At 57.8% G+C, this 26,230-nt stretch carries 26 protein-coding genes; 12 read left to right on the forward strand and 14 right to left on the reverse strand.

The annotated features are described in order from the left end of the window. Positions 1–124 precede the first annotated feature (124 nt). Positions 125–247 (forward strand): hypothetical protein, encoded by a 123-nt coding sequence (locus H9646_RS18540; RefSeq protein WP_263598935.1) that lies wholly within the window; start codon positions 125–127, stop codon positions 245–247. A 116-nt stretch (positions 248–363) separates the two neighbouring features. Next, on the forward strand, positions 364–855 hold the full coding sequence (locus tag H9646_RS01835; protein WP_191721615.1) for a hypothetical protein: 492 nt from the start codon (positions 364–366) through the stop codon (positions 853–855). A gap of 160 nt (positions 856–1,015) precedes the next feature. Here H9646_RS01835 and H9646_RS01840 read toward each other — a convergent pair whose 3' ends face one another. Next, a complete protein-coding gene (locus H9646_RS01840; RefSeq protein WP_191721616.1) occupies positions 1,016–1,414 on the reverse strand; it encodes a helix-turn-helix domain-containing protein in 399 nt (132 codons plus the stop codon). 79 nt (positions 1,415–1,493) lie between these two features. Here H9646_RS01840 and H9646_RS01845 point away from each other — a divergent pair, with 79 nt between their 5' ends. The 5 genes from H9646_RS01845 to arsH all read left to right on the forward strand — a co-directional run bounded on the left by H9646_RS01845 (position 1,494) and on the right by arsH (position 5,089). Further along, a complete protein-coding gene (locus H9646_RS01845) occupies positions 1,494–1,985 on the forward strand; it encodes a DUF2938 domain-containing protein (protein WP_191721617.1) in 492 nt (163 codons plus the stop codon). 295 nt (positions 1,986–2,280) lie between these two features. Further along, positions 2,281–2,604: an ArsR/SmtB family transcription factor gene (locus tag H9646_RS01850; protein WP_191721618.1), complete on the forward strand. Its 324-nt coding sequence runs from the start codon at positions 2,281–2,283 to the stop codon at positions 2,602–2,604. A gap of 35 nt (positions 2,605–2,639) precedes the next feature. Further along, positions 2,640–3,929: an arsenic transporter gene (locus tag H9646_RS01855; RefSeq protein ID WP_191721619.1), complete on the forward strand. Its 1,290-nt coding sequence runs from the start codon at positions 2,640–2,642 to the stop codon at positions 3,927–3,929. Positions 3,930–3,954: 25 nt separating this feature from the next. Next, positions 3,955–4,386: an arsenate reductase (glutaredoxin) gene (arsC, locus tag H9646_RS01860; protein WP_191721620.1), complete on the forward strand. Its 432-nt coding sequence runs from the start codon at positions 3,955–3,957 to the stop codon at positions 4,384–4,386. Further along, a complete protein-coding gene (gene arsH, locus H9646_RS01865; protein ID WP_191721621.1) occupies positions 4,373–5,089 on the forward strand; it encodes an arsenical resistance protein ArsH in 717 nt (238 codons plus the stop codon). The genes arsC and arsH overlap by 14 nt, the downstream gene beginning before the upstream one ends. Positions 5,090–5,380: 291 nt before the next feature. Here arsH and H9646_RS01870 read toward each other — a convergent pair whose 3' ends face one another. The 13 genes from H9646_RS01870 to H9646_RS01930 all read right to left on the reverse strand — a co-directional run bounded on the left by H9646_RS01870 (position 5,381) and on the right by H9646_RS01930 (position 20,985). Continuing rightward, on the reverse strand, positions 5,381–6,361 hold the full coding sequence (locus H9646_RS01870; protein WP_191721622.1) for a Bug family tripartite tricarboxylate transporter substrate binding protein: 981 nt from the start codon (positions 6,359–6,361) through the stop codon (positions 5,381–5,383). Between the two features lie 336 nt (positions 6,362–6,697). Continuing rightward, positions 6,698–7,465: an SDR family NAD(P)-dependent oxidoreductase gene (locus tag H9646_RS01875; RefSeq protein ID WP_404813072.1), complete on the reverse strand. Its 768-nt coding sequence runs from the start codon at positions 7,463–7,465 to the stop codon at positions 6,698–6,700. Positions 7,466–7,610: 145 nt separating this feature from the next. After that, positions 7,611–8,312: an ABC transporter ATP-binding protein gene (locus H9646_RS01880; RefSeq protein ID WP_191721787.1), complete on the reverse strand. Its 702-nt coding sequence runs from the start codon at positions 8,310–8,312 to the stop codon at positions 7,611–7,613. A gap of 17 nt (positions 8,313–8,329) precedes the next feature. Continuing rightward, positions 8,330–9,100, reverse strand: a complete 771-nt coding sequence (gene livG / locus H9646_RS01885; RefSeq protein WP_191721624.1) for a high-affinity branched-chain amino acid ABC transporter ATP-binding protein LivG — start codon at positions 9,098–9,100, stop codon at positions 8,330–8,332. 41 nt (positions 9,101–9,141) lie between these two features. After that, a complete protein-coding gene (locus H9646_RS01890; protein ID WP_191721625.1) occupies positions 9,142–10,389 on the reverse strand; it encodes a high-affinity branched-chain amino acid ABC transporter permease LivM in 1,248 nt (415 codons plus the stop codon). Further along, positions 10,389–11,315, reverse strand: coding sequence for a high-affinity branched-chain amino acid ABC transporter permease LivH (gene livH, locus H9646_RS01895; RefSeq protein WP_191721626.1), 927 nt, complete (start codon positions 11,313–11,315; stop codon positions 10,389–10,391). Before livH ends, H9646_RS01890 begins: the two co-directional genes overlap by 1 nt. Positions 11,316–11,422: 107 nt before the next feature. Then, complete coding sequence (locus H9646_RS01900; protein WP_191721627.1) at positions 11,423–12,547, reverse strand: branched-chain amino acid ABC transporter substrate-binding protein; 1,125 nt, start codon at positions 12,545–12,547, stop codon at positions 11,423–11,425. Positions 12,548–12,812: 265 nt separating this feature from the next. Beyond that, entirely contained in the window at positions 12,813–13,421 is a 609-nt protein-coding gene (locus H9646_RS01905) for an RluA family pseudouridine synthase (protein WP_318244897.1), read from the reverse strand. A 56-nt stretch (positions 13,422–13,477) separates the two neighbouring features. After that, positions 13,478–15,673, reverse strand: coding sequence for a PAS domain-containing hybrid sensor histidine kinase/response regulator (locus H9646_RS01910; RefSeq protein ID WP_191721628.1), 2,196 nt, complete (start codon positions 15,671–15,673; stop codon positions 13,478–13,480). Positions 15,674–15,758: 85 nt separating this feature from the next. Next, positions 15,759–18,629, reverse strand: coding sequence for an aminomethyl-transferring glycine dehydrogenase (gene gcvP / locus H9646_RS01915; RefSeq protein WP_191721629.1), 2,871 nt, complete (start codon positions 18,627–18,629; stop codon positions 15,759–15,761). A 143-nt stretch (positions 18,630–18,772) separates the two neighbouring features. Then, positions 18,773–19,147 (reverse strand): glycine cleavage system protein GcvH, encoded by a 375-nt coding sequence (gcvH, locus tag H9646_RS01920; RefSeq protein ID WP_191721630.1) that lies wholly within the window; start codon positions 19,145–19,147, stop codon positions 18,773–18,775. A 118-nt stretch (positions 19,148–19,265) separates the two neighbouring features. Continuing rightward, on the reverse strand, positions 19,266–20,405 hold the full coding sequence (gcvT, locus tag H9646_RS01925) for a glycine cleavage system aminomethyltransferase GcvT (protein ID WP_191721631.1): 1,140 nt from the start codon (positions 20,403–20,405) through the stop codon (positions 19,266–19,268). 253 nt (positions 20,406–20,658) lie between these two features. Then, positions 20,659–20,985 (reverse strand): hypothetical protein, encoded by a 327-nt coding sequence (locus H9646_RS01930; RefSeq protein WP_191721632.1) that lies wholly within the window; start codon positions 20,983–20,985, stop codon positions 20,659–20,661. Positions 20,986–21,184: 199 nt separating this feature from the next. Here H9646_RS01930 and H9646_RS01935 point away from each other — a divergent pair, with 199 nt between their 5' ends. The 5 genes from H9646_RS01935 (at position 21,185) to H9646_RS01955 (ending at position 26,216) form a co-directional block, all read left to right on the forward strand. Then, positions 21,185–21,970, forward strand: coding sequence for an SDR family oxidoreductase (locus H9646_RS01935; protein WP_191721633.1), 786 nt, complete (start codon positions 21,185–21,187; stop codon positions 21,968–21,970). Positions 21,971–22,085: 115 nt separating this feature from the next. Beyond that, positions 22,086–22,526 carry a PaaI family thioesterase gene (locus tag H9646_RS01940; protein WP_191721634.1) on the forward strand — a complete coding sequence of 147 codons (441 nt, stop codon included), beginning with the start codon at positions 22,086–22,088 and terminating at the stop codon, positions 22,524–22,526. Positions 22,527–22,623: 97 nt separating this feature from the next. Further along, positions 22,624–23,640 (forward strand): NADP-dependent oxidoreductase, encoded by a 1,017-nt coding sequence (locus tag H9646_RS01945; protein ID WP_191721635.1) that lies wholly within the window; start codon positions 22,624–22,626, stop codon positions 23,638–23,640. 87 nt (positions 23,641–23,727) lie between these two features. Further along, positions 23,728–24,645 carry an SDR family oxidoreductase gene (locus H9646_RS01950; RefSeq protein ID WP_191721636.1) on the forward strand — a complete coding sequence of 306 codons (918 nt, stop codon included), beginning with the start codon at positions 23,728–23,730 and terminating at the stop codon, positions 24,643–24,645. Between the two features lie 380 nt (positions 24,646–25,025). Next, the gene (locus tag H9646_RS01955) at positions 25,026–26,216 is read left to right on the forward strand and encodes an efflux RND transporter periplasmic adaptor subunit (protein ID WP_225213954.1); all 1,191 of its coding nucleotides are present in this window, start codon (positions 25,026–25,028) and stop codon (positions 26,214–26,216) included. Positions 26,217–26,230: the final 14 nt, after the last annotated feature.

The following is a 26,230-nucleotide window of genomic DNA, read 5'->3' on the forward strand; positions in this document are numbered from 1 at the left end:
AAGTTGCCCTTGTGCTTGCACATTCCATCGGATTTCGACGGGAGGGGCCTACGCATCCTACGCGCAGAGCAAGTGCTGGCTCAAGTTCTATCCACCATGAGCAGCGAGAGGTTGCCGCCTTGCCATGCTGGCCAACGCGCGCAGGGCGCAGGGCGCAGGCTCTGATGTGATTGACATTCGCGGGCTGAAGGTGGCCGTTGCATCCACATTCGAGCACAGCCAGCCCTCATGGGTGAAAGCATTTTGAGCCGGCTTAATCACGCGTTCAGCTCAGGAATTTCTACCTTGGCGTAGACCCAGTTTCATAAAACTGTATAAATGCACAGTAGACTTTGGATTTGTTAGCTGCAAAAAAGGCCCAGCATGTCAGTACAACTCGAACAAGAAGACCTCTCCATCTTCGAAGACCGCCTTTGGCATCACAAGGGCTGGGAAGCCCGCGTAATCAAGAATGAAGACGACGATGGCTGGGCTGTATCAATGACCCAAGACGGCCAAGCGGAACCCGCCTTGGTCGGCCCATGGACCATGGGCCGTGACAAGAAAAGTCCCAAGCCACTCGACGTGTCGGCCTTCAATACGCTGGTGAAAACTGCCAACGAAATAATACGTCGGCATGAACAGCACCAGGCAGCGCTGCTGCACAAAACGATTGAGATTGAAGTTCGCGGATTGCGCGTGACGGTGGCCCTTGATATTGAGCCTGATGAGGAGAACCCCACCGCCACTCTTACGGCCACTGCTGCAGACGGCAGCCAGCTGGCCAAGGTACAAGCCCGCCCTGATCACAGCCTCACCCGCACATCTGCGCAGCGCTGGGCAGATGCAGGCTACCCGCGCGCCAGTGAGGACTAAACCTCAGGGCAGGGCCCTTGCCCTGACCATATGAATGATTAGAAAACGATGAGACCCTCATCGCTCAGGTCTGTGGACGATTGCAACGAGTCGTTTGCCGCAGTCGTAAAACGTCACCAAGCAGCCACTCAGGAATCTTTGGCTTTACGAACTGGCGACGCTATCGGCTCTCACGTTGCCTAGAGATGGCTGCACGCATCAAGCGCTGAAATGTTGGGCACTCCAGATGATTTTGTTCAGGGCAATTGGCCGCATGTCTCAAGCCATCTCTGACTGCTTTTAGCCTTTTGATGTCGCTGTCCACCTGCTCGGCCTTGGCGAGAAGCGTGTCGCGCGACACCTGAATTTTCTCGTTCACAGGCAGCATCGAGTGAATTTCTGCGAGCGAAAACCCCGCCGACCGACCTAAGGCTATGACTGACAAACGCTCCAGCACCTTAGCGTCAAACAAGCGCCTTTGCCCTTGTCGGCCCACAGACTTGATCAATCCCTTCTCTTCGTAGAAGCGAAGGGTAGATGGGGGCAGCCCTGTTTGTTTTACTACTTCAGAAATATCCATATTTAGAGTTTGCGCTCAAGTGCACTTGAGCTTTTACAGTAGTTCTCCTTACTGTAACCACTCTGACTAGGGACAAAAAATGATGAACCAAACAAGCCTCTTGGCGATGTCGTTGGGCATTGGCATAGGCGCCACATTGATCATGGATTTATGGTCTGCAATCATGCGCCGCATAGGCATTGCTACCCTGAACTATGGATGGCTTGGGCGCTGGTGCCTGCACTGGAAAAACGGCATCTGGTTTCACTCGTCCATCAAGGATGCTGCTCCAGTAAGAGGCGAAAACATCATTGGCTGGGCGCTGCACTACCTAACAGGAATTGTCTTTGCTTTTGCACTGCTGACTACCGTATCTCCTGCATGGATACACAGCCCAACAGTTGCACCCGCTTTACTATTTGGTGGAGTCACGGTTTTGATTCCTTGGCTGGTGTTGCAACCCGCCTTAGGAGCAGGTTTGGCAGGCACAAAGATGCCTCACCCATGGAAGAGTCGTGCAGCAGGATTTGCAACACATCTGATTTTTGGATTGGGTTTGTATCTCTCTGCTAAAGCCATTTCTCTGACCTGAGACTCATCGGTACAAATGGCTGCTTCTGGCCGCTTCTGATCGATTTGCGATTACCGCTATCGACCCAGAGCACCAATTCAAGCACATTGCTCAACGTGATCTATGGCAGCCATGGCAATCAAATCGAGCCTCTGCTGGCGAAGGCCATTTTCACCTCACACATTCGGCCAAAAGCTGCCATTTGATGTGTCGCGCATGGTGTCAGGCCGAAAGCGAACATTCCATAGGCCTGGAGTAGTCATGAGGCTGCTTGGTCATTCTGGCAATTATTCAACAATAGTTGTATTATTGAATGATGCAAGAAGCCCAAGTTATCCGTTCTCTTTGCGCTTTGGCCCATGAGGCACGGCTGCGCATTTTTCGTGCATTGGTCGTTGCCGGGCCAGAAGGCCTAATACCCAGTGCATTGGCAGAGCAGCTGGGTATTGCACCCAATGCACTGTCGTTTCACCTCAAGGAGCTCACCCATGCGGAGCTCGTGAGTCAGGAAAGGCAGGGGCGCAACGTGCTGTATCGAGCGGCGTTTCCTGTCATGAACAGGCTGCTGGCCTACCTCACCGAGAACTGCTGTCAGGGCGCAGCCTGCCCTCAAGACACTGCGGCTTTGTGCAAGTGCTGATCACCAGCAGTCTTAGTTGCTAGGAACACTTCATCGTGCTGACGGCCATCCTGATTTTCATCTTCACGCTGACGCTGGTCATCTGGCAGCCACGCGGCCTTGGCATTGGCTGGAGCGCCTCGATGGGGGCGACTGCTGCGCTGCTGCTGGGGGTCGTGCATTTGGCTGATATCGCCGTGGTCTGGAATATCGTCTGGAATGCCACGGCGACTTTTGTCGCGGTCATCGTCATCAGTCTTTTGCTGGACGAAGCCGGATTCTTTGAGTGGGCCGCATTGCACTTTGCCCGCTGGGGGGGCGGCAGCGGAGTCAGGCTATTTGCTTTCATCGTGCTGCTGGGTGCCGCCGTATCGGCCGTGTTTGCCAATGACGGGGCTGCCCTGATTCTCACGCCCATCGTGATGGCCATGCTGGTGGCATTGGGTTTTTCTGCGGCAGCAACGCTGGCGTTTGTCATGGCTGCCGGGTTTATTGCAGACACAGCAAGCCTGCCATTGATTGTCTCCAATCTGGTGAATATCGTGTCCGCCGACTTTTTCAAGATCGGCTTCAACGACTACGCGTCGGTAATGGTGCCTGTCAGCATTGTCTCGGTCCTGGCCAGCCTCGGTGTGCTGCTGCTGTTTTTCCGGCGCGATATTCCAGCCACCTACGATGTGGCCCAGCTCAAGCAGCCGTCGGCTGCGATCAAGGATGTGGCCACCTTTCGGGCTGGCTGGGTCGTACTGGTCTTGCTGCTGGCCGGCTTTTTCGCGCTGGAGCCGCTGGGCGTCCCTGTCAGTGCGGTGGCAGCCGTGGGTGCCGCCATCTTGCTGGCTGTCGCGGCGCGAGGCCGTCTCATCAACACCAGGAAAGTGCTTCATGGCGCTCCATGGCAGATCGTGGTGTTCTCGCTGGGGATGTATCTGGTGGTCTACGGGCTGCGCAACGCGGGTCTGACGGATTACATCGCCATGTTGCTCAATCAATTCGCAGCTGGTGGTGTGTGGACCGCATCACTGGGTACAGGCGTGCTGTCTGCGGTGCTGTCTTCCATCATGAACAACATGCCCACAGTGCTGATCGGAGCCTTGTCCATCGATGCATCCACGGCAAGCGGGGCGGTCAAGGAGGCCATGGTCTACGCCAATGTGATTGGCTGTGATCTCGGTCCAAAAATCACCCCGATTGGCAGCCTGGCCACGTTGTTGTGGCTGCATGTGCTCGCCAAGAAAGGTACAAGGATTGGCTGGGGCTACTACTTCAGAGTGGGGGCCGTGCTGACCATGCCTGTGCTTGTCATCACCCTCGCAGCGCTGGCCTTGCGGCTCAGTGTGGGTTCATGAACCTTTGCAACGTAAATCTAGCGCTATGAGTGACATCACGATTTATCACAACCCAGCCTGCGGCACCTCCCGCAATGTTCTGGCCCTGATCCGCAACAGCGGGGAAGAGCCCACGGTCATCGAATACCTCAAGACGCCACCTGATCGCGCCACGCTAGTGGGCCTGATCCAGGCCATGGGCATGCCAGTGCGCGATGTGCTGCGTCAAAAAGGCACGCCGTATGAAGAGCTGGGCCTTGGCGATCCCAAATGGACGGACGAGCAATTGATTGATTTCATGCTCCAGCATCCCATCCTGATCAATCGTCCGATCGTGGTCACCCCTCTGGGAGCCCGCCTGTGCCGTCCCTCGGAGGCCGTGCTGGACATCCTTGCGCAGCCTCAACAGAACGCATTCTCCAAAGAAGACGGGCAAGCCGTCATTGACTCCAAAGGAAATCGAATTGGCAAGCTCTGATCTACCGAACCTCGATGAACAAGTCTTTGAAAAGCCCAGCCTGGAAGGTCTGTTGCCCGCACAGCGTGCTGCACACGCGCCACGCATTTTGCTGCTGTACGGCTCGGTTCGCGACCGCTCCTACAGCCGGCTGCTGACCGAAGAGGCGGCGCGACTGCTGCGCAAGATGGGGGCAGAGACGAGGGTCTTTGACCCACGCGGACTGCCGCAGCCCGATGGCGCACCTGACGATCACCCCAAGGTCAAAGAGCTGCGCGAGCTGGCTGTTTGGGCCGAGGGCATGGTCTGGACGTCTCCGGAGCGCCATGGTGCAATGAGCAGTATTCTCAAAGCGCAGATTGACTGGATTCCTTTGTCCGTTGGCGCGTTGCGTCCAACACAAGGCAAGACGCTGGCGGTGATGCAAGTCTCGGGCGGCTCTCAGTCCTTCAACGCAGTCAACCAGATGCGGGTGTTAGGCCGCTGGATGCGCATGATCACCATCCCCAACCAGTCCTCGGTTGCCAAGGCATTCATGGAGTTTGATGAGGCTGGCCGGATGAAGCCCTCTTCGTATTACGAACGGGTGGTGGACGTGATGGAAGAGCTTGTCAAGTTCACGCTGATGACGCGAGACTGTGCGGGCTATCTGGTGGATCGCTACAGCGAGCGCCGTGAAAGCGCTCAAGAGATGTCCAAGCGGGTCAATCAACGCAGCATCTAAGTGATATGGGCAAATAGCCCCCCGCATTTTGACGAAATTCTGTGGCTGCCTACCTTCTTTTAAAAGTGCAGCAATGGGTCAGTTGCTCTACTTCAACGTATGCGAAAGCGGCTACTTGCTCTGTGTCACTCTCCAATGAGCGCTTTAGGGGGTGGCAGACATGCCAGTGCCGCAGGTAGTGCCCCAGCTAGTGCCCCAAGCAAAAAGCCCAGCAACAGATGTGCTGGGCTTTTTGTTTAGGAGCCAAATTTCTCCAGCGCTGAGCTGGCAGCGCTGGCAGTTATGCATGCATTATTGAATGCTGGCACCAGAAGCTTCAACCACTGCTTTGGAGTTGGTGAAGTCAGCGCGGTACATTTTGTCGAATTCGGCAACGCTCATGGCTTTAGGCTCGGCACCCTGGGCCAAAATGGCTTGCTGCACTTCGGGCTGGGCCAGCAGCTTGTTGATCTCGGCGTTCATCTTGGCAGCAATGTCGGCAGGGGTGCCCGCTGGCATGAACAGGCCGTACCAGGTGCTGACGTCAAAGCCCTTCATGCCTTGCTCTTGCATGGTGGGCACATCGGGCAGCGATGTAGAGCGCTGGGCCGATGTAACGGCCAATGGGCGCAGCTTGCCAGCTTTGATCTGACCAATAGCAGATGGGATGGAGGACACCAGCAGATCGACATTGCCCGCGATGGCATCCATCAGTGCCGGGTTGGAGCCTTTGTAGGGTACGTGCGTGAGCTGCACGCCAGCGGCTTTTTCAAACTGGTGGCCAGCAATGTGAATGCTGGTGCCGTTGCCTGGCGAGCCGTAGGTCACCTTGCTGGGGTGGGCCTTGGCGGCGGCAACCACGTCAGCAATTGTTTTGTACGGGGAGTTCACGCTGGTGGCGATGATGACGGGCGTGTAGGCCACGTGTGCCACGGGCGTCAGATCCTTGAGCGGGTTCCAGGGCAGATTCTTGTAGAGGTAGGGGCCCAGAATCAGGTTGTCTTTCTGGCCCATCACCATGTCGTAGCCTGTGGCCGGTGCTTTGACCGCTTCAGAGATACCAATGGTGCCGCCAGCGCCGGCTTTGTTCTCGGGAACCACGGTCCACTTGGTGGCTTCTGTCAGCTTGTTGGCCATCACGCGCGAGAGGATGTCGGTACCGCCACCTGGAGGAAATGGAATCACCAGGCGAATGGGCTTGCTGGGGTACTGGTCTGCCGACTGGGCAAAAGCGGGTGCTGCGGCACCAGCAGCCAAAGCCAATGTGGTGCAGGTGATCAGTTTGCGGTACATGAAGGTCTCCAAAAACACAGACATCTAAAACAGCGGTTGGTTCTGACATTGCAATGCAGAACAAAAACCATTTTCAAGCGAATTTGTGGGCCCTTAGATGGCACAAGGGTGGGGGCCATCGACATGGAGTACCTGTATGAACCTAGTCTGCGCACAGCCTGCCGGGGTTTGTGGCAGGTTGATCACGGGCTGCTACCACCGATCGGGTGGTGCAGCGCTGTGTGGCCCACTTGGCGCAAACAGGTTCTTGGGAATCGTCGATATTAGCGCTGGAATGCTCAAAGAGAATTCAAAACGCACAAAAAATGCATTCCGTTTGGGCATCAAGACTTGGGCTCAAGCCTGCCGGACATCGGCCACTACAGGCTGGCCAAAGTCAGCACGATCGAGCCATGCCAGAACGCGAGTGCCAGCATCTTCAGCCGAGGTCAGTGCACCGCTTTGCTTGAGGTTGGTAAACCGATCCACATCTGGAAAAGCCTGCGCACTGGCGCTGCGCAATTGCAGCTGCATGTCGGTGTCGATCACGCCGGGTGCGAGTGAGCAGATCCTGGCCCCATTAGGTTTGACGGCTTCATCCAGTGCCACGGAGACAGAAAAATGGTCCATGCCCGCTTTGGCTGCGCAGTAGGTTGCTTGTGAGGCAATCGCACGGCGGCCTAAACCCGAGGAGATGTTGAGCACCTGGCGTGGAATGTCCCATGCCTGCGTGGCTTGCAGGAATGCGGAAGTCAGGATCATGGGCGCTTCCAGACCTACGCGCAGGGCCTGACTGATAGCGGCCCAGTCGGTGTGGGACAGTGGGGCAATGGGCGGAATGACGCCGGCATTGTTGATGAGCACCACGCGGTCAAAGTTTTGTGCATGGTGCTTGCCCAGCCACTGCTGCAATTGCTCGGCGGCAGCGTATGGCTCGGCCAGATCATGCTGCCATTGACTGAGCTGGGCCTGATGCTGCTGGGCGAGCAAATCCAAATCTTCATTGCGCTGGCGTGCAATGGTCAGCAGGTGGTGGCCCTGGCTGAGAATTTGGCGGGCCATGGCCAGACCCATGCCGCGTGAGCCACCAGTGAGGATGTAGAGCTGAGGTTTCATGGCTGCCATCGTACTGCCTGCAGCTTTGCGTTTTGCCTTTACAGCAAACCTTCGCTCGACAGCGCTGACAGCGCGGGTCGGGTGGTGGGTGAAGTGATATTCGTAAAAGAAGAGCTACCAGCAAGCGCTGGTAGCTCTTTTTATTGAATGACCTTTACCCGCCCAGATAGGCTTTGCGCACCGCGTCGTTCTTGAGCAGGTTGGCGCCGGTGTCTTCCAGCACCAGCTTGCCGGTCTCCAGCACGTAGCCGCGGTCTGCAATTTGCAAGGCGCGGTTGGCATTTTGTTCGACCAGGAAAACGGTCACGCCTTCACTGCGAATGGTTTGAATGATGTCAAAAATCTGCGCAATGATCAGCGGCGCCAGGCCCAGTGTGGGCTCATCCATCAGCAGCAAGCGGGGTTTGGACATCAGGGCGCGGCCAATGGCCAGCATCTGCTGCTCGCCACCGGACATGGTGCCTGCCCGCTGGGGCGCGCGCTCTTTGAGGCGCGGGAACAGGTGAAACACATGCTCAATGCCTGCCTCAATGTCTTGCTTGCTCAGGAAGAAAGCACCCATCTGCAAGTTCTCCACGACCGTGAGGTCCGGAAAAATACGGCGACCTTCCGGAGAGACGGCAATGCCGCGCTGCATGATGTGGTGCGTGGCCAGGTTGGTGATGTCTTCGCCTTCAAAGTGAATACTGCCACCGGTGGCGCGCGGGTTGCCGCAGACGGTCATCAGCAGCGAGGTTTTACCCGCACCGTTGGAGCCGATCAGGCTGACAATCTCACCCTGGTTCACATGCAAAGACACCTTGTCTACCGCACAGATAGAGCCGTAGTGGGTGCTGATGTGCTCAAGCTTGAGCATGGGGTTGGATTGCGTCATCAGGCTTCTCCCAGATAGGCCTTGATGACCCGCTCATTGTTTCTCACTTCTTGCGGCGTGCCATGGGCAATGGGCTTGCCATATTCCATGACGGTAATGCGCTCAGACACGCCCATCACCAGACCCATATCGTGTTCGATCAGCAAAATGGCCACGCCATACTGGTCACGCAACTGGCGGATCAGGGCTTGCAGGTCGAGCTTTTCCTGGGGGTTCAGGCCCGCTGCTGGCTCGTCCAGCATCAACACCTTGGGCTCGGTGATCATGCAGCGTGCAATTTCCAGACGGCGCTGGTGGCCATAGGCCAGGTTGCCGGCCTCACGGTTGGCAAATTCACGCAGGCCCATGTAGTCCAGCCAGTGCAGGCTGCGTTCCATGGCTTCTGACTCCTGGCGGCGAAAGCTGGGGGTGTTGAACAGTCCGGCCAAAACCGATGCCCGGTTCTTCTGGTGCTGTGCAACCAGCAGGTTTTCCAGGGCCGTCATTCTTTTGAATAAACGCACGTTCTGGAACGTTCTGACGACACCTTTGCGCGCCACCGTGTGACTGCCTAAACCGGCAATGCTCTGGCCCTGCAAAAGCACGCTGCCGCTGGTGGGCGTGTAGAAGCCGCTGATGCAGTTAAAGACCGTGGTTTTACCGGCCCCATTGGGGCCAATGATGGCGAGAATTTGCTTCTCGCTAAGTTCGAGGTTGACGCTATCGACCGCAAGCAATCCGCCAAAGCGCATGCTCAGATCCTTGACGTCCAACAAATGGCTGCTATGCATGTTGGAGTTTCTTCTTCAATGTGTGCATGGGATGGAAGGTATTAAGAGGCCGTTTTCTGCGGCACTTGCACCTGAGGTCGCGTCACGGGGAACAGCCCCTGTGGACGCCACACCATCATCAAGATCATGACCAGACCAAAAATCAGCATGCGGTATTCCGAGAACTCACGCGCCAGTTCCGGCAGCACGGTAATCAAGATGGCAGCCACGATCACACCCAGTTGAGAGCCCATGCCACCGAGCACCACAATGGCCAAGATCAGTGCTGACTCGATAAAAGTGAAGGATTCGGGGTTCACAATGCCCTGGCGGGCGGCAAAAAACGCGCCCCCAAAGCCGGCAAACATGGCTCCCAGGGTGAAGGCTGACAGCTTGATGCGCATAGGGCTCAGGCCCAGTGAGCGGCAGGCAATCTCATCTTCACGCAAAGCTTCCCAGGCACGGCCAATGGGCATGCGGATCAAGCGGTTGGAGATCCACAGCGTGACCAGGGCCAGCAACAGTGCCATCAGGTACAGGAAAATGACCATGTGCACAGAGCTGAACTCCCAGCCCATCAGCTGGTGGAATGTGGTGCCGCCTTCCACGCTGGCGTTGCGGCTCATCTCAAAGCCCATGACCGTAGGCTTGGGGATGCCGGAGATGCCGTCAGGGCCGCCCGTCCAGTCGTTCAAATTGATCAGCAGCAGGCGAATGATTTCGCCAAAGCCCAAGGTCACAATCGCCAGATAGTCACCGCGCAGGCGCAATACCGGAAAGCCCAGCACAAAACCAAACAGGGCAGCTACGGCGCCCGCCAGCGGCAGCGCTTCCCAGAAGCTCCAGCCCGCCCAGTGAAACAGCAGGGCGTAGGTATAGGCACCGACGGCATAAAAACCGACAAAGCCCAGATCCAGCAAGCCAGCAAAGCCCACCACAATGTTCAGACCCAGCCCCAGCATGACGTAAATCATGGCCAGCGTGGCAATGTCCACTGCGTTGCGGCCTGCAAAGAACGGCCAGGATACGGCCATGAGCAGGGTGGCAAAAATCAAGGCATTGCGCACACCGGGCGACAGGCTGGGCACGCGGGGCAAGACAATACTTTTGGTGGCACCTTTGATTGCCGGCTTGAGCAGTTGCACGACAAAAACGATCAGCGCCGCCCACAGCACGTAGCTCCAGTGGGGCTCCAGGCTCATCTGACCGCCTACGCGTTGCAGCTGCAGGCCAAAAATCGGGGTAACCACCAAAGCCGTAATGACCGCAGCCATCAGCGCTGGGCCCAGGTTCAAGAGAAGACGCTGCATCAAACTTTCTCCACTTCAGGTTTACCCAGCAAGCCTGTGGGGCGGAAAAGCAAAATGAGCACGAGCAGGCTGAACGCCACGATGTCTTTGTATTCCGAGGAAATGTAGGCGGCGGCCAGCGTCTCGGCGACGCCCAAAATGACACCCCCCAGCATGGCGCCAGGAATGCTGCCGATACCGCCCAGAACAGCGGCAGTAAAGGCTTTGATGCCAGCAATAAAGCCAATGAATGGATTGAGCTTGCCCACAGCCAGGGCAATCAGGACGCCACCCACGGCGGCGAGCATGGCACCCAAGATGAAGGTGAACGAGATCACGCGGTTGGTATTGATGCCCAGCAGGCTGGCCATGTGCATGTCTTGCGAGCATGCACGTGAAGCGCGGCCCATGCGTGAGTGCTTGATGTAGATCGTCAGCAAGATCATCAGCACCACTGCCACGGCAATGATCAAGATACGGGTGTAGGGGATAAAGACTTCAAAGCCATTTCCCATCTCAAACTGCAATGCGCCCGGCAGCAAGGAAGGCACGGCCATGTCACGCGCGCCCTGGCCCAGAGCGACCCAGTTTTGCAGAAAAATGGACATACCGATGGCCGAAATCAACGCCACCAGTCTGGGGCTGTTGCGTACAGGCTTATAGGCGACTTGCTCAACAGCAAAACCATAGATGCCGGTGAGGATGACGGCAACGATCAGCATCAGGCCAATCACCATCCAGATGGGTACGGTGCCCTGAATGCCCACGGCAGACAGCGTGACCAGACCCACATAGGCGCCGATCATGTAGATGTCGCCATGCGCAAAATTAATCATGCCGATGATGCCGTAGACCATGGTGTAGCCAATGGCGATCAGGGCGTAAATGGCTCCCAGAGAGAGGCCATTGAAAAGCTGCTGTAGCAGCTGGGGGAGAAATTCGTTCATGTGCGCGGAGGTCTAACAAAAAGGGGGGGGCGCAGCAAAGCAAGCGGTGAACTGAAAAGCCCACAGGCTTAGAGGCAAGCGCTGTGGGCTATTTCTTTGGCTACGGTTTACTTGGCTGCAATGGATTTGCTGCCGTCCTTGTGCCATTGGAAAATTTGGAAATCAAATGCGCTCAGGTCGCCTTGCTTGTTCCAGGAAACGGGGCCAATCACGGTGTCAATCGTTGCCTTGTGCAGGTGGTCAGCTACTTTTTGTGGGTTGTCGCCCACGGCCTTGATGCCTTCAGCAATTGCTTGTGTTGCGGCATAAGCGGTCAGCTGGAAAGCGCCGGAAGGATTGCGCTTCTTGCTTTCGAACGCTTTGACAATGGCTGCGTTCTTGGGGTTGGATGCAAAGTCAGCAGGCAGTGTCACCAGCATGCCTTCGACAGAGTTGCCAGCAATGGCATTGACTTCAGGGTTGCCCACACCTTCAGGGCCCATCATGCGTACTTTCAGGCCTTGCTCAGAAGCTTGGCGCAGCAGCAGACCCATTTCGGGGTGATAGCCACCGTAGTACACAAAGTCAACGCCAGCGCCCTTGAGCTTGGTGATGATGGCGGAGTAATCGCTGTCGCCGGCATTGATGCCTTCAAACAAGGCGACGTTGACCTTGGCCTTTTGCAGTTCATCGCGAACGGAAGAGGCAATGCCTTGCCCGTACGACTGCTTGTCGTGCAAGACAGCAACTTTGCTTGGCTTGGCTTTTTCGATGATGAACTTGGCTGCTGCAGGCCCTTGCTGGTCATCGCGGCCAATGGTGCGGAAGATGAAGTGGAAGTTCTTGCCTTCAGTCAGTGCTGGCGATGTGGCAGAGGGCGTAACAACGACAACGCCTTCGTTGTTATAGATAGGTGCTGCGGCAATCGAAGCGCCCGAGCAGACGGGGCCAATGACGTAGCCGATTTTGCTGTTAACCACGCGGTTGGCCGCTACAGGACCTTGCTTGGGCTCGCATGCATCATCGACAGCCGTCAATTCGATTTTCTTGCCATTGATGCCACCCGCTGCATTGATTTGCTCAACGGCTGTGGAAACACCTTCCTTGACCATGTCCCCGTACTGTGTCAGAGGGCCAGTGGTGGGAATCACCATGGCAAATTTGATATTTTGTGCGTGGACTTGGCCAGTCACGGCTGCGCCAAGCAGACCCAAAGTAGCCACAACAGTTTTCAAACGAAACGAAGCACGCATGGTTCAATGTCCTCTTAGTTAGTTTTACATCAGGCAGTTTCAGAAAAGATGACTGCAAATTGCATGCCTGATGCTAAGGGTGCAAGCTTAAAAATTAGCCCATAGAGGACGCAACCGGGTTTGTATCTATAGCGAGAAGGCGCGCAGGAAAGTTTGCATTTGGCTGCGAAAAATCAAAATAAATGCGTAGTTATGGTTGCAGTAAAACTGCATTTTTGTGGTGTTGCACCATTGCACCAGACCAGCACCGCTGCAGTGCAATGCCTTAAAACGGTGCAGGGCTTTCGATGTGCAGCGGGTTGCCATGCACGGGATGCGTGAACTTCAGCTCCATGGCGTGCAAAAAGAGTCGAGGGCTCAGCGCTGCAACCGGCGCGGGCGCGTACAAAGCATCGCCCAGCATCGGGTGGCCGATGTGCATCATGTGCACCCTGAGCTGGTGTGATCGCCCTGTCACAGGCTCCAGGCACAGCCGGGTGCAGCCACCGGGAACACCTGCTTGATCGGGGGCGGGCCGGTATTGCGTCAAACTGGGTTTGCCTGTTACAGGGTCAACCATTTGCAGCGGCCTGCGCTCCCAGTCGCAGATCAGGGGGGCATCCACAAGACTCCAGGCATTGTCAGCATTTGCAGCAACATGGCCATGCACGATGGCTGTGTAGCGCTTGTACACCTGCCGGGCAGCAAACGCGTCACCCAGAATGCGTTGAACCTCTTTGCTGCGGGCAAAAATAAGCAAGCCAGAGGTTGCCATGTCCAGCCGGTGCACGACCAGAGCATCCGGCCAGTCTTGCAGTGCGCGGTGAATCAGACAATCTTGCTTGTCTGATCCTCGCCCGGGTACGGACAGCAAGCCTGCGGGTTTCTCGAGCACAAGCAGGTGCTCGTCTTCATAAAGACAAGTGGGGCGGGGCGCAGTGAACAAAATACTCAGAGTTTGGGGTGAATGAGGCGATCCACTGTTTCACACAGTTCATCGACATCATTGGGCTTGTAAATCAAGGCCATCGCGCCCGCAGCAATAGCCTGGGCTTCAATTTCTGCGGTGATATAGCCAGAGGCCAGCGCGACAGGCAGATCGGGTCGAATGATTTTGGAGTCGCGCACCAAATCGACACCGCAGTACCCGGGCATGTTGTAGTCAGTGACCACCAGATCGTAGAAAAACGGGTTTTTGCGCAGTGCCTCAGTGGCTTCTCGCGGGTCCAGAAAGCCAGTCACCTGATAGCCGCGGCGGCGCAGCAGTCTTTGCACCAAGGAAACCAGGGCTTGGTCATCATCGACATACATGACATGTTTGGGGGCATCCACCTGGGGGGTGGCGCTGGCAGGCGGGACGGCACTAATGGCAGAGTTGGCCGGCGGCGCAGGCGGGCGATCAGCCAGAATGTCCGGGTCCACGGTCGTGGGGAAATACAGCGTGAAGCTGCTGCCTATGCCCATCTGGCTGTGAACATCCACAGCACCACCGTGGGTGCGCATGACCCCGTGAACCACCGCCAGACCGAGCCCTGTGCCTTGCCCTACGGGTTTGGTTGTAAAGAAGGGCTCAAAAATGCGCTGCAGGGTTTCAGGGGGGATGCCCGGGCCATTGTCCTGTACGGAAATGACGATGTAGTCGCCCAGCGCAAGGCCCAGGCGATCGCAGATGCGCTGCTCGGACATGCTCAGCGTGGCTTCCATGCGAATCAGGCCGCGTGTCTCTCCCAGTGCATGTACGGCATTGGTCGTGAGATTGAAAAGAGCCTGTTCCACCTGGGTGGGGTCTGCCAGCATGCAAGGCAGCTCATGCGGTGCATTCACATGCAATTCAATCGCTGGGGGCAGGGTAACCCGCAGCAAGCGCTCTGTATCGCGCATGACTTCGTGGGCCTGAACGGCATAGCGTTTCGGCGGTTCATTGCGGCTGAACGTCAAAATCTGTCGAACCAGATCGCGTGCGCGGCGACCTGCTTTTTCAATTTCCAGCAGGCTTTCGAGTGCTTGCGGGTTGTGGCCGCAATCAGCCTTGGCCAGCTCCACATTGCCCAGGATGGCGCCGACGATGTTATTGAAGTCGTGTGCAATACCGCCAGCCATGGTGCCCAGGGCTTGCATTTTGTGGGATTCACGCAGTTGCAGCTCCAGCTCGCTGCGCTGTGCTTCTGCACGCTTGCGACTGGTGAGATCACGTGCAAAGACCGTGGTGACTTCGCCATCTGACAGTCGCTCAAACGACATGCCCACTTCAACCGGCAAAGTTTTGCCCATGGCAGTGCGTGCCGTCATTTCGCCCAGCATGGCTTGCGTAGTCAGGGGCGCAAAGTCCAGTGCGTGAACGGCGCCGGGCAAAAAGCGCTCCAGCTTGCTGCCCAGTGCATCGGCGGCCGGGCAGAGAAACAGTGCTGCAGCGGTGGGGTTAAACACCGTAATGCGCTGATCCTTGTCGACGCAAATGATGGCGTCGAGCGAAGAGTTGATGACGGATTCAAGCCGTCGTTCGCTGGCATACAGCTGGTCATTGCGCTCTTGCAATTGATGGCGTTCTGCCAGCAGGGGGCCTTGGTCAACCACGGCGCACATGAACTGTGCGATGGCTGGCCCCTCGCGCTGCGGAATCTGGATGCACGCAATGTGCAGGTCACCTTGAATTTGCTCGCCGCTGCCCAGCGTGAAAACGACCTCGTGGGCTTCACTGCTGCCTTGCACCCGGGCGCTCAGAAAGGCCTGGGCCACCCGATCGGTGTCTGTGGGGCAGACAAAGGGCATAAAAGAAACCAGCAGCCGGTCATGCCCTTCCGCCTGGAATGCGTTGTGTGCCATGGCATTGGCCTGAATGACCATGTCATGCTCATCCAGCACCAGCAAAGGCAGGGGCACGCTGGAGAACAGCGCCTCAAAGCGCTCAGAAGCACTTTCCGCTACGGCCTGGCTGTAATCCAGTACTTTGTTCTGGATTTCCAGCTCATTTTGGTAATTGCGCAGCTCTGCAATGAGCGCGGCCAGCGGATCATCGCCCGGCAGCTCATCCGGGAAATCGAATGACGGCAATGCATCCAGTGGTGCCACATCCAGTTCAGGAGGCAATGGGGGCTGTGATGGGGCGTCTTCGCGGTTGATCAGGAAAGAAAGGTCTGGACGACTCATAAATGGCAGCGCGCGGCTGGAGCAAGAGCCGCAGTGTAAGTGCTTGACTGATCAGAGAACAATGTGGCGGCAGATGGTCCGGGGCTTAACTCAGGTAAGTCTCCAGCGGGGGGCAGGTGCATACCAGATGACGGTCGCCATGCACATTGTCGATGCGTGCAACGGGGGGCCAGTATTTGGTAGCCAGCGTTGCGGTGCCCGCTGCCTCTGCGCGGCTGTATGGGTGCGCCCATGTCTCTTGCAGCAGCGCAGAGGCCGTATGGGGCGCATTTTTGAGCGGGTTGTCATCACGCGGCCACGTGCCGTTTTCAACTTGCTCAATTTCTGCACGGATGGCCAGCATGGCATCAATGAAGCGATCCAGCTCTTGCAGAGGTTCGCTCTCGGTGGGCTCAACCATCAGGGTGCCGGGCACAGGAAAGGACAGTGTCGGGGCGTGAAAGCCGTAGTCCACCAGGCGTTTGGCAACGTCTTCGGCCGTGACCCCGCTGGTTTCCTTGAGAGGGCGCAGATCCAGAATGCATTCGTGGGCAACAAGCCCACCAGGGCCGGCATACAGCGTAGGGAAGTGCTCCTGCAGGCGTGCGCTGATGTAGTTGGCGTTCAAAATGGCCGTTTCAGTGGCGTGGCGCAGGCCCTGGGGGCCCATCATGCGGATATACATCCAGCTGATGGGTAAAACGGCTGCATTGCCATAAGGAGCGGCAGATACGGCGCCTACCAGCGCGGCCTTGCCAGCGGTGGCATGCCCGGGCAGGAACGGCACCAGGTCTTGCGCCACACACACCGGGCCGACGCCGGGGCCCCCACCTCCGTGCGGGATGCAGAAGGTTTTGTGCAGATTGAGGTGGCTGACATCGCCGCCAAAATTGCCGGGTGCGGCCAGGCCTACCAGGGCATTCATGTTGGCGCCGTCTACATACACACGGCCGCCGTGCTGGTGTACGAGTTCGCACAGCGGGCGCACTGAATCTTCAAATACGCCGTGCGTGCTGGGGTAGGTGATCATGATGCAGGCCAGCTTGTCGCTGTGCGCCTCGCACTTGGTGCGCAGATCGTTCATGTCCACATTGCCTTGCGCATCGCAAGCTACCACCACCACCTGCATGCCGCACATTTGCGCGCTGGCAGGGTTGGTGCCGTGCGCGCTGGATGGAATCAGGCAGACCGTGCGCTCGGGCTGGCCGCGCGATGCGTGCCAGGCGCGAATGGCCAGCAGGCCCGCGTATTCGCCTTGCGAGCCAGCGTTGGGTTGCAGGCTCACCCCGGCGTAGCCGGTGATGGTGCACAGCCAGTCGCGCAGCTGCTGGTCAAGCAGGGCGTAGCCTTGCTGCTGATCGGCGGGGGCAAAAGGGTGAATCTGTGCAAACTCTGGCCAGGTAATGGGCAGCATTTCGCTGGTGGCGTTGAGTTTCATGGTGCACGAGCCCAGCGGGATCATGCAGCGGTCCAGCGCCAGGTCTTTGTCCGACAGGCTGCGTATGTAGCGCAGCATGGCCGTTTCGCTGTGGTGGCTGTGAAAGACCGGGTGTGACAGATAGCCTGAGCTGCGTTGCAAGGCGGCTGGAATGCGCGGTGCTGCAGATGTCTCAATGACTGCAGGGCTGCTTGCCCCGAACAAGCGCAGCAGCAAGCCAACATCGGCTGGGGTACTGGTTTCGTCCAGCGATATGCCCAGGGAGGATTCAGAGACTTTTCGCAGATTAACGCCTGCCAGCAAAGCGCGGGTAGCGATGTTTAATGCATTCTTTGGCGCAATGACAGTCAGTGTGTCAAACGCGGTGGCGTGCTCAAGTGTCAGCCCCAGCTCCTCCAGCCCTTGTGCCAGGGCAGCAGTCAGTCCGGCAATGCGCAGCGCAATATCTCGCAGGCCTTGGGGGCCGTGATAGACCGCGTACATGCTGGCTATTACTGCGGGCAGGACTTGCGCTGTACAGATATTAGAGGTGGCTTTTTCCCGGCGGATGTGCTGCTCGCGCGTTTGAAGTGCCAAGCGCAAGGCGGGTGCACCCTGCACATCGACACTGACACCGACCAGACGGCCTGGCAAGGAGCGCTTGTGCGCGTCTTGGCACGCCATGAATGCCGCATGCGGGCCACCCGCTCCCATGGGCATGCCCAGGCGCTGGCTGTTACCAACGACGATGTCTGCCCCCCATTCACCGGGAGGTGTCAGCAAGGTCAGCGCCAGCAAATCCGTGGCGGCAATCAGCAAGGCTTTGTGGCTGTGGCAGTGCGTGGCGGCTTCGCGCCAGTCATCGATGGAGCCGGTGCTGCTGGGGTACTGCACCAGTGCGCCAAAGTGCGGGCTGAGCAATGCGGTGGTAAAGGCGGCATGGTCTTGCGGGCAAGCAATGCTCCAGGCCATGGGTTCTGCACGGGTGCGCAGCACTTCCAGTGTCTGTGGGTGCACGTCGGGATGCACCAGAAAAACGTTGCTGCTGGCGCTGGAGCAGCGGCGTGCCAAAGCCATGGCCTCTGCTGCTGCGGTGGCTTCATCGAGCATGGAGGCGTTGGCAATGGGCATGCCGGTAAGGTCGCACACCATGGTTTGAAAATTCAGCAAGGCCTCCAGCCGGCCTTGTGAAATTTCCGCCTGATAAGGCGTGTAGGCGGTGTACCAGGCCGGGTTTTCCAAGATGTTGCGCTGGATAACGCCAGGGGTGTGCGTGCCGTAATAGCCTTGGCCAATAAAACTTTTGAGGATGCGATTGCGACCGGCAATGGCTTTGAGTTCTTGCAGCGCTTCGTATTCAGTGGCCGATGGCGGCAAGTCCATGGGCGTATGGCGCGCAATATTGGCGGGAACCAGGGCGTCAACCAGTGCCTGGCGTGATGGCAGGTCAATGGTGTGCAGCATGTGCGCTTCGTCCGGCGCACTGGGGCCAATGTGGCGTCGCGCAAAAGCGTCGCCCTCGTGCAGTTGAGACAAGGGTGCTTGCAGTCGCTGATTCATCATCCAACCTCCCTCATTGCCGTGCGCGGGAAGGGGTCGCCAAAGCGGCGTGCCCCATGGACCTGACAATGCGCCATCAGGCCACTTTAGGTGAACGGCAGACCCATCGAAATGTGAGACGGTGGATCTGGCCGTTGGGTCGCTTAGCTGTTGGCTGCGAAGTCGCCGTATGCAGTTTCATCCATCAGGCCATCGAGCTGGCTGGGGTCGCTGAGCTTGACCTTGAAGAACCAGCCGGCGTTCAGCGGCTCGGAATTGGCCAGCGAAGGATCGGCGCGCAGGGCTTCATTCACTTCCACAATTTCGCCCGTCACGGGCATGTAGACGTCGGCGGCGGCTTTGACAGACTCCACCACGCCAGTGATATCGCCTTGCTGGAAGGTGGTGCCCACGGCGGGTAGGTCTACAAACACCACATCACCCAGCGCGTCCTGGGCGTGGACAGTGATGCCCACAACAGCCGCCTGCGGGTTGGCGGCGTTGATCCATTCGTGTTCTTTGGAAAACTTGATGCTCATGAGGTAGAACTCCGGTACTCAATTAACGGTGGCGGGTCATGACATGCATGGGCATGTCTGAATGGCTGACACTTTAGCGGTTTGCAATGACTGTGGCGCGCTAGAGCACCAATACGGCCTAGTTTTTGCGATAGCGTGTGCCTACAAAAGGCAGTGGAACCACTTCCATGGCAACCGGTTTGCCGCGCACCAAAGCGTCAATGCGCGTGCCGATCTGTGCATGTGCCGGCGGTACATAGCCCATGGCGATGGGGCGATCTAAAGTGGGGGCCAATGAGCCGCTGGTGACATAGCCGATGGCCGCGCCATCAGGAATGTGCAAGGGCGTGCCATCGCGCACGGGCACCCGCTCCATGGCGTGCAGGCCGACGCGCACGGTATCTACCGGGGCGCTGCCTTCAATTTGTGGCAGCACCACATCGGCTCCGATAAAACCTGCGGCACGCTGGCCGCCTGTGCGACGTACTTTGGGAATGCTCCAGTTAAGCGCAGCCTGGGTTGGTGTGGTGGTGGCGTCCATGTCGGTGCCGTACAGGCACAGACCTGCTTCCAGCCGCAGGGTGTTGCGTGCGCCCAAACCTGCGGGCTGTACGCCGGGCTGTTTGAGCACCCAGCGCGCAAAGGCTTCAATATGGCTGGCGGGCAGCGAGATTTCAAAGCCGTCTTCGCCGGTGTAGCCGCTGCGTGTGATGTAGCCGCGTGCGTCCTTGAAATCAAAGGGTGTGCCCTGCATGAAGCTGAGCAGACTGGTGGCTGGCACTGGACGCTGAAGCACCGCCCCCGCTTGCGGGCCTTGCAGCGCAAGCAAGGCCATGTCTGGCAGGGCTTGCACCGTACATTCATGGCCGATGTGTGACTGAATCCAGTCCAGATCTTCGTGCTTGCAGTTGGCATTGACGATGAGCAGGTAGTCCTGGCCGCGGTTGACCACCATCAGGTCATCCAGGATGCCGCCGTTTTCGGCCAGCAGCAAAGCGTAGCGCTGGCGGTTAAGACCGAGATCCATGACGTCAATGGGCAGAATTTGCTCCAAAGCCGCAGCGGCAGAAGGGCCGCTGACACTGATCTGCCCCATGTGCGAGACATCAAACAGGCTGGCCTGCTCACGCGTATGACGGTGCTCTGCTACCAGGCCTTGCGGGTATTGCACGGGCATTCGGTAGCCTGCAAAGCGCACCATGCGTGCGCCGAGTTCTTCGTGCAGTGCATGCAGGGGGGTGTCGAGCGTGTCAGGGTCAGCCGGGGGAATACTGGTCATAGCCTCGTCCTCGTTCAATCGTTGGAACGATTCTAGGTGCGAGGCTGGCGCTTGTCGCTGCGCATTGTTGCTTGGATGCAGCGCTGGCCTCAACGCCCATGGACGATGCAGTCAGACAGCCTGCACAACATGTTGAATATAAATAAAAAGGAGCTACCAACGCTTGTGTTTAAAAGGTTTTAGATACAAAAGTATTTGAAACTGTTTATTTGTAAGCGTTGGCAGCTCTCTTTTTAATAAATCAGTCAATCCGTCAATCAGACTGCGGACGCACTTCAAAGTAGCAGCCGTCTTCACCGCCCAGGCCTTGCATACCGGCCTCAGCGGCTGCGCGTGCAGCTTTCATCCAGCGGTAGTAAATGGCTTTGACTTCTTCGGTGATCTCTTCTGGGGGCGCGTCTTCCAGGCTTTCAATAGTGCGCAGCGCGTGGGCCACTTGGGGCTCTCCGCCGAGCTGGCGCGCCAGTGTGCGGGCGTAGCGCGCTTCAGCACGCTGGCGCTCGTTGTCGGGCAGGCTGGGGTAGTCGCACAGGGCAACGGTAAAGCAGGGCAGGTCTTGGGGAGTAGAGGTTGCAAACATAGGTATGTATAAAACAACAGTGACTGTATGAATGTACAGTTTTTTGATGGTGCTGTGTAAATTTTTTCTTGGTGCATTCACTAGGCTTTGGCTTCGCCATGGCGACAGGCCGCAGGCGCGTTGCCCACGCACAATGAAATCGAGACCTGTTCCGTGACTTTTTCCTTCACTTTTCAAGCTATCGCAGGAGATACAAGCTATGACACGCAGCGTGCAACAACTGTTTGACCTCAAAGGCAAAACCGCTTTGGTAACCGGGGGCTCACGCGGTTTGGGGTTGCAGATGGCGCAGGCGCTGGGCGAGGCGGGTGCGCGCGTGGTGCTTACGTCGCGCAAGGCGGGGGATCTGGAGCAGGCGGCAGACATGTTGAAAGCCCAGGGCATCAACGCGCAGTGGATTGCCGCCGATTGCGCCAATGAGGCAGACATTCATCGTCTGGTGCACGAGACCACGCAACTTGTGGGGCAGATAGATATTTTGGTCAACAACGCGGGTGCCAGCTGGGGTGCGCCTGCAGAAGACCACCCCACGGCGGCGTGGGACAAGGTGATGAACCTGAATATTCGCGGCTACTTTTTGCTCAGTCAGGCGGTGGCAAAAGCAGGGATGCTCGAGCACGGCGGGCGCATTATCAATCTGGCATCGATTGCTGGCCTGGGCGGCAACCCGGTGGAGATGAAAACCATTGCCTACAACACCTCCAAGGGTGCGGTGCTGAACTTCACCCGTGCACTGGCTGCCGAGTGGGGGCCGCGCAATATCAATGTGAATGCGATTTGCCCCGGTTTCTTTCGCACCAAGATGGCTGAGGTGCTGATTGACACCATGGGCGAAGATGTGATGACCAGCCGTGCACCGCTGCGCCGCCTGGGTGACGATGAAGGCTTGAAGGGACTGACCGTGCTGCTGGCCAGCGATGCAGGCAAGCACATTACCGGCCAGTGGGTCGCAGTGGATGGTGGCGTGAGTGCGGTGCTGGGGTGAGCCATCGCGCAATGAGAATGTCGCCATCACCGCAATGTGACATCTTTGTGTCTCGCGCACAGGCTGCACGCCGCTATGCTTGCGGCGATTTCTTAAGCGCCCACGGAGACAACCTATGCTGAGTTTTGGCAACCATCCCATTCCCTTTGTGAACCATTTGGGCTTTACGCTGCACAAGATGGAGAACGGTGAATCGGAACTGCGCTACACCGCCCAACCTGAGCACCTGAACACTTTTGATGTGACCCACGGTGGTGCCAGCATGACGCTGCTGGACGTGACCATGGCAGTGGCTGCACGCAGCCTGGAAAGTGACGACTTTGGCTGCGTCACCATTGAAATGAAAACCAGCTTCATGCAAGCTGCACGGGGCCCGCTGGTGGCCAAGGGGCTGGTGCTGCACCGCACCAAGACCATGGCTTACTGCGACGGCAAGGTGTATGACAGTGAAGGCCGTCTGTGCACCCATGCAACGGGCACCTTCAAGTACATGCCGCGCACCGTGAAACCCGGCCAAAAGCCGGGTGACGCACAAACGGTGATTGCAACGGATTGACCCTCAGGCCAGCGGGGCTGGCATGAGTTTTTGAATGAAATTGGCCGCTAACGCCGATCTATCAAGCGCTTTTAGCCATTGAAAAGGAGACGAAACCATGCCACGTAATCAACAAATCCTGCTGGACAACCGCCCGCAAGGCGAAGCCACGGTCAGCAACTTCAAGCTCGTTGCGGTCGATACGCCGGCGCTGCAAGAGGGGCAGGTGCTGGTGCGCCACCATTACCTGAGCCTTGACCCCTACATGCGCGGCCGCATGAATGACTCCAAAAGCTACGCAGCCAGCCAGCCTTTGGGCGAAGTCATGATTGGTGGCACCGTCGGTGAGGTGGTGGAAAGCCGCCACGCCAAGTTCGCCCCGGGCGACAAGGTGGTGGGCATGGGCGGCTGGCAGGAGTACAGCGTGGTTGATGGCGATGCCCCCGGCATGCTGCGCAAGGTAGATACCAAGCACGTCCCGCTGTCTTATTACCTGGGCACTGTGGGCATGCCCGGCGTCACGGCCTGGTATGGCCTGGTAAAAATCATCAACCCCAAGGCGGGTGAGACCGTGGTGGTCAGTGCCGCCACCGGCGCTGTCGGCAGTGCTTTTGCCGCCTTGGCCAAGGCGCGCGGCTGTCGTGTCGTTGGTATTGCCGGTGGCCCAGAAAAATGTGCCTACGCAACCAACGAGCTGGGCTTTGACGAGTGCATTGACTACAAGCTGCACCCAGATGTGAAGTCCATGAGCAAGGCGCTCAAAGACGCCTGCCCCAACGGTATTGATGGCTATTTTGAAAACGTAGGCGGCCACATTCTGGACGCTGTGCTGCTGCGCGCCAATGCGTTTTCGCGCATTGCCATGTGCGGCATGATTGCTGGCTACGACGGCCAGAGCCTGCCTTTGCAAAACCCGGCTCTGATTTTGGTCAACCGCATGAAGATAGAGGGTTTCATCGTCAGCGAGCACATGCAAGTGTGGCCCGAGGCGCTGACCGAGCTGGCCACCCTGGTGGCGCAAGGCAAGTTGCGCCCACGCGAGACCATTGCGCAAGGTATTGAAAGCGCACCACAAGCATTCCTGGGCTTGCTCAAGGGCAAGAACTTCGGCAAGCAACTGGTCAAACTGGTCTAAGCAACCGCGCAAAGGCAGCCATGTGCTGCCTTTTTTACGTGCCACCCCTTCGTCATAAAAAAACCTAGGTCATAAAAGGAGACAAACATGCTCAATGGATTGGCGGGCAAGACCGCCGTGCTGACTGGCGCAGGTTCAGGCTTTGGTCTGGAGTGCATGCGCATAGGTGCCAAAGCAGGCATGCGCCTGGTGCTGGTGGATGTGCAGGCCGATGCATTGGCCAAAGCCGCTGAGCAAGCGCGCAGCCTGGGTGCCAAGCAGGTGATGGCCTGCAAGGTGGATGTCAGTGATGCCCAAGCCATGGAAAAACTGGCCGCAGAGGTGCAAGCCACCTTGGGCGCTCCCCACTTTGTATTCAACAACGCTGGTGTTGGCGGTGGTGGTTTGCTGTGGGAGCAATCCGTGCGCGACTGGGAATGGGTGCTGGGCGTGAACCTGTGGGGCGTCATTCATGGTGTGCGCCTTTTCACACCCATGATGCTGGAGGCAGCACGGCAAGACCCCAACTGGCAGGGCCACATCGTCAACACCGCCAGCATGGCCGGTTTGCTGGCGCCGCCCAATATGGGTGTGTACAACGTCAGCAAGCATGCCGTGGTCAGCCTGACGGAGACGCTTTACCAGGACCTGCGCCTGGTGACGGACCAGGTGCACTGCAGCGTGCTGTGCCCCTACTTTGTGCCCACTGGCATTGCCCACAGCGAGCGCAACCGCCCTGATGTGGTCAACCCGCAGGGCATCACCACCAGCCAGAAGATTGCGCGTGCCATGTCGCAAAAGGCGGTCAGCTCAGGCAAGGTGACGGCGCAAGACATTGCCAGCAAAGTGTTTGCAGCCATGGCTGATAACCAGTTCTACATCTTCAGCCACCCGCATGCGCTGGGGAATGTCAAGGCGCGCATGGATGACATTCTGGAGATGAACAATCCCACCGATGCTTTTGCCGATCGCCCGGAAGTGGGCGAGCAATTGCGCGCAGCGTTGCGGGCCAGTCCTACTGCCTGACCGGGCTTGAAGCATGCAACAGCCCCGCTGAGCGGGGCTGTTTTTGTATGCAGGCTGTGAATTGCTGACGACTTCACCAATAAGTTGGTGTGAACGGTGCCAAGCGGTGTTACAAATCTGTTCGCTCCATCGACTGGGAAACATTCGTGCGTGAATGCTAAACAGAGGTGAGTGCGCATTCAATCTACGCGTGTTGCTATGCATTTCCCCTATTTTTCGCCCAATGCTTTACACAAGCGCAACATTGCGGGCTGAGAATGGCATCGTTTTCCGAATCTTTGATTGCTCTCATGACGTTTGCTTCTGCCTTTTTACGTGCCGCTGACCGTTTGCCGGATCATTTTTTACCTGCGCACCAGCAGTTGCAACGCACAGCAGGCATGGTCGCCGTGATGTTGGCAGTCGCCTTGCTCAGTGCTTGTGGCAACAAGTCCGATGCACCCGAGGCACAGGCAGCATTTGCCAAGGTGGGCGTGGTCGTTTTGCAAAAGCAAAGCCAGGTGCTGGATACCGATCTGCCCGGACGCACCAACGCATTCTTGAGCGCTGAAGTGCGGCCTCAGGTCAGCGGGATCGTGCAAAAGCGGCTGTTTACAGAAGGCGGCATGGTCAAGCAGGGGCAGCCCCTGTACCAGCTGGATGCATCCAGCCTGCGTGCAGCAGAGGCCAGCGCAGTGGCCGCGTTGGCCAAGGCAGAAGCCAGCCAGCAAACCCTGGAAGCAACGGCACGCCGCAATGCCCAGCTGGTCAAGATTACTGCCATCAGTCAGCAGGCATTTGACGAAAGCCAGGCCGCTGCCAAACAGGCGCGCGCTGATGTGGCAGTGGCCAAGGCCAATGTCGAAACGGCCCGCATCAACCTCAAGTACAGCCGCATTGAAGCGCCGATTAGCGGGCGCATCAGTCTGTCTAGCGTCACGCCTGGAGCGCTGGTCACGGCCAACCAGACCACACCGCTGACTTCCATTGTGCAGATGGACCCCATGTACGTGGACTTCACCCAGTCCACCGCAGATTTGCTGCAATTGCGCAATGACTGGGCCGCAGGCCGCTATCAAAAAGTGGAAGGTGACCGGGTTCCCGTGCGCATCCGGCTGGAAGATGGCAGCACTTACGGGCATGAAGGCAAGCTGGAGTTCTCTGGCCTGATCGTCAACACCACCATGGGTACGGTCACGCTGCGTGCAGTGGTGCCTAACCCCGATGGCATCTTGATGCCCGGCATGTTCGTGCAGGCACAGCTGCCCACGGGTCTGGCCCCCGAAGCTATCTTGGTGCCCCAGCGTTCGGTCACGCGGGACTTGACAGGGCGCCCCAGTGTGCTGGTGGTCAAGAGCGATGACATCGTCGAAAAGCGCACGGTGGAGCTGGGGCGTGCAATAGGCGTGAACTGGCTGCTGGACAGCGGCCTGCAGGCCGGAGAGCGCGTGGTGGTTGATGGCTTTCAGCGCATCAAGCCAGGCGATCAGGTCAATGCCGTGGAGATTGATCTGAGCAAGCGGGCGGCTGATAAGCCAGTGGACCCCAAAGCCGCCGCCGCTGCACTGCGTGCTGCCAACTCCTCGAAGTAATAGCTAAGGTCGCA

The sequence above is a fragment of the Comamonas avium genome, from assembly GCF_014836675.1.
GTDB classification, from domain to species: Bacteria; Pseudomonadota; Gammaproteobacteria; order Burkholderiales; family Burkholderiaceae_C; genus Comamonas; species Comamonas avium.